Genomic DNA, 13695 nt, shown 5'->3' on the forward strand with positions numbered 1-13695 from the left:
CGGATCAGCGTGTGGCGCAAGCCGCCTCCCATGGCACCTGCAACGTGCCGTCGGCGGCAAAGCGGTAGCGACCGTCCTGCCAGCCCAGACCGAACAACGAAAGCACCGAACCGTAGTAGCCCGGGGCCGATTGCGCGTCGAGCGAGCGTGCGCGCGCCGCCTGCGCCTGTGCTTGAGCCGTGTCGCCCACGGCATGCAGCAGCGGCACGAGCGCCGCCGAGAAGCCGGCCCCTCCATCGCGGTTCGCCGTGCCGTCTCGGGTATTCACCCGCTCGGGCGGCGCGCCATGCTGCGCCACGTACTTCAGCATGCCGCCGAAGCTATGCGCCAACGCGCGGAAGTCATCGCTTCCCGGCGCCAGCATGCCTGCCCAGAGATAAACGCGGATAGCGTTGTAGCTGCCTTCTCCCTTCGTCTCCGGATCGATCTCGAAGCCGCGACCGGCGCGATAGATCGCCCATTCGGGCGCGAAGCCCAGCGGCGGCGCCGTCAGCGCGATCTGCTTGAGCGAGGACGTGATCAATTGCCCCCATCCGCTGTCCGGGAACAGCCCTGCCAAACGCCTGACGACCTGCATCGGCACGTAACTCGGGTTGAGTCGCCAGAGATCCTTGGCCGGATGAAAGCCGACGGGCGCCGGGAGCAGCGTGCGCCCGAGCCCCGGTACGAAATCGGTCTCCTCGGCGGCAATGCGCCGGGCGAGCAGTGCACCCAGCGCGAAGTAGCGACGCTCCTTCCACAACCGGCCCGCCTCGCCGAGCGCGTAAGCGATCCACATGTCGGCATCGCTCGCAGGGTTGGTATCGAGCACGCCCCACTGGCCGTCATCCTTTCGGCCCCAAAGCCAGGCAGGCAGATGCGCGGTGAGGTCGCCCTTCGCAAGGTTGTTCACGGTCCAATCCAGCACCTTGTCGAACGCGGCGCGATCATTGGCCACGAGCGCGAACATCAGCGCATAGGCCTGCCCCTCGGACACCGTGCGCTGATCGCTCTCGCTATGGTCGATCACGCGCCCGTCGTCGCTCAGAAAGCCCGCCTTGAAGCGCGTCCAGTCGGGCCAGTCGGTACCCGCGCATGACCGCGCGAGCGCGACATTGCCCGCCACATTGCCGGATGTCCGCGGACCTGCCGCACCCGGCGGCGTGGCGTGGGCCGTCTGCGACAGGCCGGCGAGCATCGGCCCCGCGCCGCAAGCGGCGAGCGCACGCAACACGGCACGACGGCGCCGGCCGTAGCTCTCGGCGCGTTCCATTTACTTCTCCAGACGACGTGCAGCGCGACGCTGCAACCAGCCGAAGCACTTGAGCGCGATCGCAAATGCCGCGAGCAAGGCCACAAGGCCGACCAGGATCGGGTGACTCGAAAGGTGGTAGCGAATGCGTGTCCACCAGCTCACGTCGCCCACGAAGTAGGTCTTGCCAAGCCGATAGGACTCGGTGCGATTGTCGGTCACGACCGCGAGATCGCCATGAATCCCCGAGCCGCGCACGTTGTCGTCGATGGCGCTGACGACCTTGAGCAGCGCCGCATCGTTCGAGGCATTGATCGCCACGACGGAGCGCGACGAACTCACTGGCGATTCGAAGCCGATCAGTGCAGCCAACATCCCGTCGGACTGCGCATCCATGCGCTCCGGACCCACACGGCTCGCCGCCATGGCCGAGCCCGTGGCGCCATCACCGCGAAAACCCTGCGGCTGCGCCGACAGCACGCGGCGTTGCTCGTCGATGATCAGGGGCAGATTCTTGCCCCACTTGTTGAGCAGCGCAGCCACGTCCTTGCCGCCCACGAGCAACAGGTCCCGATCCTTGAAGCGGTCGGTCTGCGTGGTATCGAGCACCTCGAAGCGGTCGGCATAGGTTCCCGTGGAGCGGCCGAACTGGCCCAGCGCCGAGAACACCGTTTCGAGTTCCGCGGTGTCGGGCGTCTTCGACATCACGACGGCGGTTTGCGCAAGATCGGCGTATTTCGTGAACGGGAAGCCGCTGCCGACGAAGAAGTTCAGATTCGGCATCTCGGCGTAGTGCGGCAGACCGCTGAAGTCGATCGTCGAATCCGCGTCGATGGCCGAGCGCGCCGCATTGGTGATCGTCTGGCTGCACAGGCCTTCCTTGTGCGGCTCCATCGCGAACTGAAACGACAGCGAGTTGCGCGCGCCCACCTGGAACGCCGGGATGCGCACCGACTTGCGATCCGCCATCGTGCCGTCGGACAGCAGGTCGACAAGCATATGGCTTCGATCGGCGCTCGCGCCGGCCTCACGCAGACGATACGCCCGCACGAACTGGTCATTGATCGACACGCTCAGCGACGAGTCGTCGGCCTTGACCGGCGGCGTATAGCGATACTTCAGCTCCATCGGCACGCCGGTGTTTTGCCATGTCAACAGGTCGGCCGGCAGGTTCAGCGGGATGCGGATCGGCCACGGCATGTAACCGCTCGCCTGAAGCTCGTTGGGGTTCTCGACCAGCTCCCCGAACTTCACCGGACGGTCGGTGCGAACCCAGCGCGGTGCGTCGTAGGCCGGGCGCGGCGGCAATGGCGTGAGCGCGGCAATGCGCGCGGTGTCGCCCGACAGCGCGGCGCGCCCGGAGACGAGCGCGAGTGCCGCCGTCTCCAGATCCTTGGCGTCGCGCCCCTGAACGACCAGCAGCTTGAGCGACGGGTCGTTCGGGTTCGACATCATGCGCAGCGTCGGCGCATCGACCTTCGCGAGCGCCAACCCCGGCAGCAGGGTGTCGTTCGTGACGAACGCGATGGCGTGCTTCGACGGCAGCGTATTCACCGTGACCGGGAAGCGCGTGCGGCGATAGTCGCCGATCGCCCCCGCCCAGGTCGCCACCACACCGGCGGCGTGCACCACGGCCAGCGACGGCGGCGCGCCGAACACGAACGGAATCGATTGATCGCGATTGTCGTGACGATCGAAGAACGGCGACGGCAGCGTCGCCAGGTCGTTGCGCAGCGTCAGCGGCTGCGTGCTTGTGACGATCTCGCTTTGCGGGCTCACGTCGGCCCAGAGACTGGAATGCATCGGGTCCTCGCACTCCATCGTGTAATGCCCGATGAGCATGAGACGCACGCGGTTGAAGCCCGAGAGCATGCGGGGATCGAGCGCAATCTCGCGCACGAGGTTCTTGCCCCCGTCCTGCTTGTTGAAGGGCAGCGTGGCGATCAACTCCTCGTTCAGATATACCTTGAGTTGCGAGAGATCGGGAAGCAGCGCGGGAGAATACGCGTAGCGCAGACGCAGCAGCGCCGACGCCACGGTCTGATCGAGTCGGATACCGAAGCTTACGTCGCCCGAGCCTTCGGTGCCGCGCAGGCGCAGACCGTCGGTCTGCCCCAGTTGCGCGAACGTGACCGTCCGCTGGCTCGTGCCGGGCGCGGGCGGCGCCAATACGACTGCGCCGGCATCGGATGCCGCGGCGGCACCGGACGCCGTATCCGGGGTTACGACCGCGGCAGCGCCCGCACCGGGCTTGCCCGCCTTGCTCGCAGCCGTGGGGGCCGCCTGCGCGGGTCCGGCGCCTGCCGGCCCCATCGCCGCAACGGCCATCAGACAGACGGCGGTGACTTTTGTAACGTTGTTGTAGCGCGAGCCAGACTCTCGAAGCCGCATTGTCGATGCCTCATCTGTTCGTGGGCTGCATTCTCGCCATCTCGACGCGCGCCTCGCCTGATCGACCCGACGCCCTGCGTCGTCGTGCAGCAATCCGAAGGTTGCGCGGGTCCGGCGGGATAGCGCTGCCCGTATCTCAGGAAACGGTACGTTGCGCCATGCTAGCTTGCCTTCACGCAAGTAATCAAGCGCACATTTCACTCCGCGTGTCGTGCCACCGGTACAACGGCCGACGGGTCGACAGCCATCATTGCCGCGTGCCTGCGCCACCGTATAGAATGCTCGACATGATCCTGAACGATCCGTCCCACACCCCCATGTCAGACAACGCTGGCACGATGATCGAGCGACGCCACCCCTCGGACGTCGATCGGCTGCGCGACGTGGTCGGCAGCGACGTGTTGCCTTTCTATCGGGACGAGCAGGCCGTGGCCGCCTATCGGCGGGCCGGCGAGCGTTGGCCGCACCTCGTCGCCGTTGCCAATTCGCGCGCGCCGCTCTGAGCTCGCATGCCGGACACCTCCATCGTCGCCGCATTCGATTTCGACGGCACGATTTCCACCACCGACAGCCTGCGCGTGTTCGTGCGCGACACGATCGGCACGCCGCGATTCGTCGCCGGCGCCGTGCTCGCCGCGCCGTGGCTCATCGGCGCCGCCCTGCGCATCGTCGACCGGGGCACTGCCAAGGCAGCGTTCCTGCGCGCCTCGCTCGGTGCTCGCGAGAAGGTCCAGTTGGAGCGCGACGCACAACATTTCGTCGCCCACCGCCTGCCCCGACTGCTGCGTCCTGAGATGCTCGCCCGACTGCGGCAGCATCGTGCGCTCGGCCATCGCGTAGTACTCGTGAGTGCGTCGCCAGGGTTGTACCTGCGCCCCTGGGCGGCGTCCGTCGGGTTCGAAGCCGTCTTGAGTACCGAGCTGGCCTACGACGAACAGGCACGCTTTTCCGGTCAATTCTCGAAACCCAATTGCTGGGGTCCCGAAAAGGTACGACGCCTCGAAGCCTGGTGGGGCGACAATCCGCCGCGCGTGCTGTTCGCCTACGGCGACAGCCGGGGGGACAAGGAGATGGCCGCACGAGCCGATCACGCGTGGATTCGCGGCCAGGGTCGGCTCATGCCGCTCACGGACGCCGACGCCTCGCCGCGCGCGTCCTGAAGCCAGCGCGCACGCCCGGATCATGTCCGCTTCCACCGAACCCGGCCGCCGCGTTGCCTGGATCTCACGTCTCGCTCGGCTCGAGCCTGTCGCGTTCTCGCGTTGGGATGCCTTACACGCCGCGCTCTCCGTTGCCGTCCCCACGGCCATCGGCGCGGCAATCGGCCATGGCGCGGACGCATCCCTCGTCGCCCTCGGTGCACTGCCCGCCATCACCGGCGACCGCACCGGGCCGTACCGCTCGCGCGCGCGCTCCATCCTCCTGACCATCGCCACCGGCGTGGTGGGCTTCCATACGGGAATGCTGATTCACGACGTGGGCTTGACGCACCCGTGGCTGGCGCATGTGCTGTTGCAACTGGCGGTCCTGTTGCTCAGCTTTGCGGGCACGTTCGGCAACGTGGCGTCGGCGGCGACCTTGCAGGGCGCCATCTACCTTCTGGTGGGATGGGGGTTGGCGCTGCCGCCGCCTGAATGGCGAGCGCCGTTGCTACTGGCCGCCGGCGGTGTCTTCAGCGTGCTGCTCATGGCCATTCACTGGCTCCGACATCCGGGCGCAGCCGAACGCGACGCCGTCTCCGCCATTTACCAACAACTGGCGAACGTTCTCGATGCGAGCGGCACGCCACGCGTGCGGCTGGCGCGCCGCTCGCTCGAGAACGCCATCGCCGCCGCCTGCGACACCCTGCTTACGGCGCGTGCGAGCACCGCAAGCGGCCAGGAGGTGCTCGAGCGTCGCGCCGCCCAGGTGCTGGCGGCCGAACCCATGACTTCGGCGGTCATCGCGCTGGCGCAGGGGGGGCAACCCGTGCCCGCACCGCTCGGACGTGCACTGTATGGCATCGCTCGAAGCATCGCGCGTGACCGCCCCATCGATGTCGAAGCGGCCGCCGCCGTGGCGAGCGACCATCACGCGCCATCGCTGGCCGCCGCGCTGCACCGCGCCGAACCCCTGCTCAGCGGCACCGTGCGGACCGCCGAGGCGCCGCTCGAGGCGCTGGCACGACATCAGGCACGGGCAGTCGCGCATCCTCGCTGGGTGCCCAAGTGGCCGTGGCCCGACGTTTGGCGCTATTTGCTGCGCATCGGTCTGTGCGTGCTCGCCGCCCAGCTATTCATCGCCGTGACCGAGTTGCCGCGCTCTTACTGGGTACCTCTGATCGTCGTGGTGATCTTCAAGCCGAACTTCGGCTCCGTGTTTGCCCGCGCGCTGCAAAGCGGCGTGGGCAGCATCGTCGGGGTGGCCGTTTCGGCCGCGGTCGTGGCCGTGGATCGCAACGGCATGGTCAGCCTGGCCGCCCTGATTCCGCTCGCGGCCTGCCTGCCGTGGGCCCTGCGGCGGAACTACGGCTTGTTCAGCGCGCTGCTGCTGCCCATCCTGATGCTGGTGATGGGCGCGCTACAGCCAGGCAGTCAGGACATCGCGATCGCGCGCTTCGTCGACGCCGTCGCGGCCTGCGCCATCGTGCTGCTCGTGGGCTATCTGCCGTGGGCGAAGTGGGAGCGTCGGCAACTGGACGAGCGCGTGGCCAACGCCGTCGACGCGCTGGGGCGCTATGCCGCGCTGGCCGACACCCGCGACGCCGATGCGGCGTTCGCGGCCCGGCGCGCCGCCTACAAATCGCTCGAAGACGCCCGCGTGGCACTGCAACGCGCCCTGTCCGAACCGCCGCTGGTGAGCCGTCGTGCCGCGCGCTGGTGGCCGGCACTGATCGGGCTGGAGCGCGTGGCGAACGCCATCACCGACACCGTACCGCACGGCGATGATCACACCGCGCCCGTGCACCCCGCCGCGTCGATCCTCACGCACATGGCTGCCGCGCTGCGCCACGGCGGGCCGTCGCCGGCCATGCCCGACGGCCCGGTGCAAGGCATCGACCCGATACTGGACGGCGTGTTGCGCAACGCCATCGCCTTACTGTTCGACGCCCCCGGCCACGCGACGTAATGCCCGTGCCCCGGCGGCGCCAATTCCGAACGCCGGCCCGTCAACACAGGCATAATGCGGGCTTCCGGCGCAATGGCGCCGTCACGAATGACAGAAGACACCGCATGAATACCACCCCGACGCTTGCCTGGACCGAAGACGGTCGCCCCGTGACAGCGCGCTGGCGCTCCGAAGCGGGTGTGGCGGCGCCGCGTCGCGTCGAAGTCGTTGACGACACGCTCACCGCCGACGAGGCCTACCACCTCGCCTGTGGCGGCACCGCCGTGCTCTATCGCGGCGATTACCAGAATGCTCGACAGTTGATGCAGGCGATGGCCCGGCGCGTGGATCGTCCGCCGCATCGCCAGCGCCGCAAAGCCTCCGGCCACGCGGACGCCGCAACCGGCCCGGCCGACGCGTTCCACAAGCACCGCATGGCACAGGCGCAACGCGCACGCATTCTCGGCATGGTGCTCATCCCGCTCGATGCCGATTACGGCATTCCGCTGCGTCGCGCGCCCGACGTTCGCGAGGCGTGCACCGAGGCCTGGGGCGCGCCCGACGGCATGCCATCCGTGGCCTCGTTGCGCGAAATTCTCGGCTTGATCGGCGCGCACGAATGGCGCAAGAAAGGCGTGGCGATCCCCGCGCTCGGCGCGTCCATCCACCCGTGGTACGGCGTGTTCTCGCCGGTGCGCGGCGAATATCTCCAGTTGATCGATCAGGCGCCGCTCCCTGATCAGTCGGTGGCGTTCGACGTGGGCACCGGCACGGGCGTGATCGCCGCCCTGCTCGCGCGTCGCGGCGTGAAGCAGGTCATAGGCACCGATCGGGACGCCCGCGCACTGGCGTGCGCCCGAGAGAACATTGCGCGACTGGGATACGAGCGAAGCGTGAAGATCGTCGAGGCCGACCTGTTCCCGGAAGGCCATGCCCCCCTGATCGTCTGCAACCCCCCGTGGCTGCCCGCAAAGGCCAACGCACCGATCGAGCATGCGATCTACGACCCCGACAGCCAGATGCTCAAGGGCTTTCTCAATGGCCTGGCGGCCCACCTGAGCCCCGGCGGCGAAGGTTGGCTGATCCTGTCGGATCTGGCCGAGCATCTGGGCCTGCGCACGCGCGAAACCCTGCTTTCGTGGATTCACGGGGCCGGACTGGTCGTGCTCGCACGCCACGACGTGCGGCCGCACCACCCGAAAGCGGGCGATGCCAACGATCCGTTGCACGCGGCACGCCGTGCAGAAGTCACGTCGCTCTGGCGGCTGGGCGTTCGCCCCGCCTGAGTCCCCCTGCCCCCCTTAGCCCCTGGCAGCGCGCTAGCGCCGATCGGTCGCGCCCCCGGCCCGAAGTGTCGGGGAGCGTTCAGCGCAGCGACGCGAGATAGGTTATCGCGCCGTCGCCCGCCACGCACGCGCTCGCGAAACAGGCGGTAAGCAGATACCCGCCCGTCGGCGCCTCCCAGTCGAGCATTTCTCCCGCACAGAACACGCCTGGCAACGCGCCGATCATCAGGCGCGCGTCCAGCGCCTCGAGCGCCACGCCACCGGCGCTGCTGATGACCTCGGCAATGGGGCGCGTGCGCAGCAACGTCAATGGCAGCCGCTTGATGCCGGCGGCGAGCGCCGCCGGCGAATCGAACGTCTCGCGCGGCAGGCATTCGCGCAGCAGACCGGCCTTCACGCCCGCGATCCCCAGCCGGCTTTGCAGATGGCTGGCCATGGAGCGCGATCCGCGCGCACGACTCACTTCGCCGACCACCCGCTCCAGCGGCCAGTCCGGCAGCAGATCGAGGTAGACCGTCGCATGGCCATCGGCGGCGATCGCATCGCGAATCGGGGCGCACATGGCATACACCAGGCTGCCTTCGATGCCATGCTCCGAAATCACGAACTCGCCCCGGCGCACCTGCCCGCCGGGCAACGACAAGGTCACCGACTTGACGGGCTGACCCGCGAACCGCTCACGCATGTGCGGTGTCCAGTCCGCCTCGAACCCGGCATTGGCTGGGCGCATCGGCGCGACTTCCACCCCGCGCTCGCGCAGCCAGGGCACCCATGCGGCGTCCGAGCCCAACTGCGGCCAGCTCGCGCCCCCCAGCGCCAGCACAACGGCTCTGGCGCGGACATCGAGCTCGCCGTGGGGCGTGGCGAATCGAAGCCCATGCACGCCGTCCGACGTCGCACAGGACTCCCACCCTAACCAGCGATGTCTCACATGCAGGCGGACGCCCGATGCGCGCAGGCGTGCGAGCCACGCCCGCAGGAGTGGCGCCGCCTTCATGTCGACGGGAAACACGCGCCCCGAGGAGCCGACGAAAGTGTCGATGCCCAGCCGGTGCGCCCAGGTGCGCACATCGTCGGCACCGAAGCGCCGCAACCACTGTCCAACCTCGTGCGCGCGCTCGCCGTAGCGGGCCACGAACTGCCCGGCACTTTCGCTGTGCGTGAGGTTCATGCCACCCTTGCCCGCCATCAGAAACTTGCGCCCCACCGACGGCATGGCGTCATACACCTGGGCACGCCACCCGGCCGCCGCCAGTACTTCAGCGGCCATCAGCCCCGCCGGGCCGGCGCCGATCACGGCGACATCGATGGGGTCGACGCTCGTCGATGTCGGAAGATCGGGCGAGGTCCGGGAAACGTGGGTCGGGGTCATGCGCTGGGATCGGAATGGCAGGATATCGGTGTCACGGCAGCCGCCACACATGCCGAATGCCCGGAAACAAGGGCGATTCGGTCGACGGGCGGCGTCGAAGGCCGATATTGTCCCACATCGAAGGCCCGGCCCGCATTGCCATGCCCCCGGCGCCCGCGTGCCGTCGCGCTGTGACGTCTGCCATGAACATCGGACGCTTTGGCGTTACAATCGCCCCCCCTTTTTCCGTTCGCTCAGGGAGTCACGCATGTCGTCATCCGATTCGGCGTCGATGGGACGCACCGCTTATGCCAGCTTCGCGGAGCGCTACGCGCAAATTGCCGTCACGAAACCGCACAATGCGCTCTACGAGCGCCCGGCGACCCGCGCGTTGCTGGGCAGCGTGGACGGGCTTCACGTGCTCGACGCCGGTTGCGGCCCGGGCATCAACAGCGCCTGGCTGGTCGAACAGGGCGCGACGGTGCACGGCATCGACGTGACGCCGGAGATGATCGCGCTGGCCCGTCGACGCTGCGAAGGGATGAACGCCAAGTTCGACATCCAGGATCTCGGCACCCGCTTCGAAACGCTGGCTGACGACAGCTTCGACGCCATCGTGAGTGCGCTCGCCCTCGATTACGTGGAAGACCTCGTGCCGACGTTTCGCGAGTTCGCCCGCGTGGCACGCCCGGGCGCCACGCTCGTCTGGTCGATGGGACATCCGATGCGCGACTGGCTCGACGAGCGCACCCGCCGCAATCGTCCGTACTTCGACACCACGAAGTTCGGGATGTACTGGAGCGGATTTGGCGAACCCAAGCCGTACGTCGAGTCGTTCCGTCGCCCGCTGGCGGACATTTTGAACGCCGCCGCAGGCGCCGGCTGGCAGTTCGAGCGCATGGTCGAGCCTCTGCCGCAACCGGAAATGAAAGCCGTCGATCGCCGGCTCTACGACGAACTCTCCCAGGTCCCGGCGTTCATGTGCCTGCGCGCAAGCCTCGGTCCGACGGCCCGCTGACGCCGAAACCCAGTCTGGCGGACGACACCGAGTGCCAAGGACCGCATGTCAACGGCTTCAGGCCTGTCACGTCTCGTCGCGAGCGCCCCAGGGAATCAGCATGGTCGCGGTACAGGTCGCCCCCACCAGGACGGCGGCCACGCCGTAGCGCGACACGTCGGGCAAGTTGAACAGCAGCCCGTGGATCGTGGCAAAAATGCCTCCGAGCATCACGAATGACGCCACGGAGGCGATTGCGACGCGCAGATCGGAACACATACGTCACCTCACCACGAGGGCACGCCCGGTGCGAAGCGCTTCATGTGGGAGATTGGGGCGAGCGGCGCTCACGCGGCGCTCGGGCGACTTCGACGGCGCCCCTCACTTAGCAGTGTAGGTCGCCATTGACGGGAACGTTAGCCCATTCAGGGCTTGGACGGCGTATCGCGCTCCTCGTCGCGCGGCCACGGCGTGAGCATCACGACGATGAACAGAATGCCGAACAGCACGGTGATCACGCCGCCGTGCATGACTTGCGATTTGTCGTACAGCAACCCATGAATGGTGGCGAATGCCCCGCCCAGCGTCATGAACGCCGCGATCGAGGCAATGACGACGCGGAATTCCGAACCCATGGCGACTCCTTATCGTTACCGGCAATGGTGACGTTCGGGATATGCATGGCGCGTTCACCCAAACGACAATTCGAGTCTACGCCGGTCCCTTTGCCTCGCCAATTGAGTCGCATGCCTAATCATTCCGTTTTTTGACGCATGTCAACATCGTCGACGACAAGGCGGCACCCGTCTTGGCTATCGCCCCGCCTCCTGGCGCCGAGCCTCGCGCACCCAGCGAAAATGCCCGCTGCGCAGCAGCACTGGGCCGGCAAGCCCCATCGACAAGTACTGACGCGTTAGCGCCTCGATATGACTGCGACCGTGTTCGAAGGCATGGAGCAGATCGTCCGCGCGCGCCGAATAAGCGCCGAAATGATCCTCCAGCGCTTCGGCGGATACCGCGCAATCGATCGGGCGGCCATTCACGACCACCGCAAATTCGATCGTCAGGTCCTCATAGTTGAACACGGGACGGTGATCCGGAAACTCGATTTGCATGGCGATACCCCGGGTTGATGGCAGGACGCGATCGACGTGTCGGCCGACACGTTCCATCCAGCATAGTGCATCGCCGGACAATGGGTAAATCGCATCCCTTATCCGTTCGGCCACGGCGATTGGGGTAGGTTCGCGTCACCCGCACATCTAACAAATCACCTCACAATATCCGCGCAAATCATTGATTTAAATTCATTTAATCAACCCTGCGCATTTCCCTGCCTCAGGAACGTCACGAAGCCTTCGACGAAGGCGGTCAATTGCTGGCGCACCGCATCGTCCTGCAGCTTGCCGTCGGCGTCGATGACCTTGTTGGCATGCGACACCATCAACCGGCCCTGCCACCACGGGGTCGTCTGGAGCGTGCGAAGCACCGGCAGCCATGCGTCCTGGCTGAGGATCGTGCCGAAGCCGCCGGGCGACGCCCCCATGATCGCTATCGGCTTGCCGCGAAACACCCGCGCGCTATCGGCAGGCGGTCGCGATAGCCAATCGATGGCATTCTTGAACACGCCCGGCATGCCGTTGTTGTACTCGGGGGTCGACAGGAGCACGCCGTCGGCGCGCGCAATGGCGTCCTTGAGCGTGGTGACGGCCGCAGGAATTCCCTCGCTCGCCTCGACATCGCCGTCGTAAAGCGGAATGCCGTGCAGCGTGCGAATGTCGAGCGTGACGCCCGCCGGCGTCACCGCTTTGGCTGCCTCCAGCAGCGCCGTGTTGAAAGAGCCCTTGCGCAGGCTGCCGGACAAACCAATGATCGTGGTCATCGAATCCACTCCTCTGAGATAAAGACACACAGCAAACGGAACCGCGTGCACAAGCGCCCCCGACTTGGCATCAGGCGTTGCGCTGGAACGGGTAGAAATCGGTGCCAAGACCCAGCAGGCGCGTGAGGTCGTCGAGCGCGGTGCGGCATTCGTCGAGCAGCGCCGGGTCGGCCAGATCGCTCACGGCCAGCCGGTCTCGATAGTGGCGCTTGACCCAGTCGGTCAACGCGGCATAGCGCGCGTCGTCGATCCAAAGTCCGGCGTGCACGGCCCGTCGCTCCTGCTCCGTCAGCACCACGCGAAGCCGCAGGCATGCCGGCCCTCCGCCGTTGCGCATGCTCTCGCGCAGATCGAAGACATGCAGCTCGCGAATCGGGCTGTCGCCGGCCACGAGCGATTCGAGGTAGCGCCAGACCGGCGTACGCTCGCGGCACTCCTGCGGCACGACCAGTCGCATTCCACCCCCTGCGGCCAGGGGGCGGGCAAGCAACTGGCTGTTGAAAAGATAGCTCCCGACCGCGTCTTCAAGGCAGACGGCGTCGGACGATACTTCGATCACCTCCAACTCGGTACCGCGCGCGGCAAGCCGCTCGCGCAGCCGTGCCAGCACCGCCGGTTGATCGACGAACGCCTGCGCGTGGCAGAACAGGAGGTTGCCGTTGCCCACGGCGATCACGTCGTTGTGGAAAACACCGGCGTCGATGGCGTCAGGATGTTGCTGCGCGAACACCACATCGTCCTCGGCCAGCCCGTGCAGCCGCGCAATCGCCTGGCTGGCCTGTAGTGTCTGACGCGCGGGGAAGCGGCGCGGTGCGGGCGCGCTCGAGAGATCGTCACGGCCGTACACGAAGAACTCGACGCCGCGCTCACCGTAGGTGCCGCACAGGCGCGTGTGATTGGCCGCCCCCTCGTCGCCCAGCGACGGCCAGCCCGGAAGGGCGTCGTGATGCGCGAAATGCGAGGCGTCGGCAAACGCGGCGCGCAGCACGCACGACGTGGTGTCGTGTTCGATAGCCCGGTGCAGCTTGCTGCAAAGGTTGGCCGCCGTGAAATGCACCCGGCCGTCGGCGGTGTCGGCCGACGGGCTCACCGTTGCCGCGTTCGCCGTCCACATGCTCGCCGCCGAACACGCGGCACCCAGCAACGTGGGCGCGGTGCGCGCGGCCTCGCGAATGATCGCCCCGTCGCTGCCGGAGAACCCCAGCGTGCGAAGCAACGCCACCGAAGGACGCTCCTGAGGCGGCAATACTCCCTGCGCATAACCGAGGTCGGCCAGCGCCTTCATCTTGGCCAGCCCCTGCAAGGCCGCCTCGCGCGGGTTGGAGACCCGATTGGCGTTGTTCGCCGAAGCAACGTTGCCGAACGACAACCCCGCGTAGTTATGCGTGGGGCCGACCAATCCGTCGAAGTTGGCTTCGATGGCAAAACGCGTCATGACGATTCCTGAATAACGAAGTAACGGAGAAGCGA

13 protein-coding genes are annotated in these 13695 nt (G+C 67.2%); 5 read left to right on the top strand and 8 right to left on the bottom strand.

Annotated features, from left to right (window positions below; translation table 11 throughout):
• Positions 1-4 precede the first annotated feature (4 nt).
• Positions 5-1252: a cellulose synthase complex periplasmic endoglucanase BcsZ gene (bcsZ, locus tag PMO31116_RS01805; protein ID WP_174970736.1), complete on the bottom strand. Its 1248-nt coding sequence runs from the start codon at positions 1250-1252 to the stop codon at positions 5-7.
• A complete protein-coding gene (gene bcsB, locus PMO31116_RS01810) occupies positions 1253-3622 on the bottom strand; it encodes a cellulose biosynthesis cyclic di-GMP-binding regulatory protein BcsB (protein WP_174970739.1) in 2370 nt (789 codons plus the stop codon).
• 287 nt (positions 3623-3909) lie between these two features.
• Between bcsB and PMO31116_RS23580 the strand changes: the two genes are divergently transcribed.
• The 4 genes from PMO31116_RS23580 to PMO31116_RS01825 all read left to right on the top strand — a co-directional run bounded on the left by PMO31116_RS23580 (position 3910) and on the right by PMO31116_RS01825 (position 7995).
• The gene (locus PMO31116_RS23580; protein WP_174970742.1) at positions 3910-4125 is read left to right on the top strand and encodes a hypothetical protein; all 216 of its coding nucleotides are present in this window, start codon (positions 3910-3912) and stop codon (positions 4123-4125) included.
• A 6-nt stretch (positions 4126-4131) separates the two neighbouring features.
• Positions 4132-4782 carry an HAD-IB family hydrolase gene (locus tag PMO31116_RS01815; RefSeq protein ID WP_150565193.1) on the top strand — a complete coding sequence of 217 codons (651 nt, stop codon included), beginning with the start codon at positions 4132-4134 and terminating at the stop codon, positions 4780-4782.
• A gap of 22 nt (positions 4783-4804) precedes the next feature.
• A complete protein-coding gene (locus PMO31116_RS01820; RefSeq protein ID WP_150565194.1) occupies positions 4805-6730 on the top strand; it encodes an FUSC family protein in 1926 nt (641 codons plus the stop codon).
• Between the two features lie 104 nt (positions 6731-6834).
• Positions 6835-7995: a methyltransferase gene (locus PMO31116_RS01825; RefSeq protein WP_150565195.1), complete on the top strand. Its 1161-nt coding sequence runs from the start codon at positions 6835-6837 to the stop codon at positions 7993-7995.
• A gap of 79 nt (positions 7996-8074) precedes the next feature.
• Here PMO31116_RS01825 and PMO31116_RS01830 read toward each other — a convergent pair whose 3' ends face one another.
• Complete coding sequence (locus PMO31116_RS01830; RefSeq protein ID WP_150565196.1) at positions 8075-9367, bottom strand: TIGR03862 family flavoprotein; 1293 nt, start codon at positions 9365-9367, stop codon at positions 8075-8077.
• Positions 9368-9614: 247 nt separating this feature from the next.
• Here PMO31116_RS01830 and PMO31116_RS01835 point away from each other — a divergent pair, with 247 nt between their 5' ends.
• Positions 9615-10364 carry a class I SAM-dependent methyltransferase gene (locus tag PMO31116_RS01835; protein ID WP_150565197.1) on the top strand — a complete coding sequence of 250 codons (750 nt, stop codon included), beginning with the start codon at positions 9615-9617 and terminating at the stop codon, positions 10362-10364.
• A gap of 66 nt (positions 10365-10430) precedes the next feature.
• Here the strand turns inward: PMO31116_RS01835 and PMO31116_RS01840 are convergent, their stop codons facing one another.
• The 5 genes from PMO31116_RS01840 to astB form a co-directional block, all read right to left on the bottom strand.
• Entirely contained in the window at positions 10431-10622 is a 192-nt protein-coding gene (locus PMO31116_RS01840) for a DUF2964 family protein (RefSeq protein WP_150565198.1), read from the bottom strand.
• A gap of 146 nt (positions 10623-10768) precedes the next feature.
• Complete coding sequence (locus PMO31116_RS01845; protein ID WP_023595816.1) at positions 10769-10978, bottom strand: DUF2964 family protein; 210 nt, start codon at positions 10976-10978, stop codon at positions 10769-10771.
• Between the two features lie 177 nt (positions 10979-11155).
• A complete protein-coding gene (locus PMO31116_RS01850) occupies positions 11156-11458 on the bottom strand; it encodes a DUF1488 family protein (RefSeq protein ID WP_150565199.1) in 303 nt (100 codons plus the stop codon).
• A gap of 200 nt (positions 11459-11658) precedes the next feature.
• Positions 11659-12225, bottom strand: coding sequence for an NADPH-dependent FMN reductase (locus PMO31116_RS01855; protein ID WP_150565200.1), 567 nt, complete (start codon positions 12223-12225; stop codon positions 11659-11661).
• Positions 12226-12295: 70 nt separating this feature from the next.
• On the bottom strand, positions 12296-13660 hold the full coding sequence (gene astB / locus PMO31116_RS01860; protein WP_150565201.1) for an N-succinylarginine dihydrolase: 1365 nt from the start codon (positions 13658-13660) through the stop codon (positions 12296-12298).
• Between the last annotated feature and the right edge of the window lie 35 nt (positions 13661-13695).

Source organism: Pandoraea morbifera (assembly GCF_902459575.1).
In the GTDB taxonomy this organism is placed as follows: domain Bacteria; phylum Pseudomonadota; class Gammaproteobacteria; order Burkholderiales; family Burkholderiaceae; genus Pandoraea; species Pandoraea morbifera.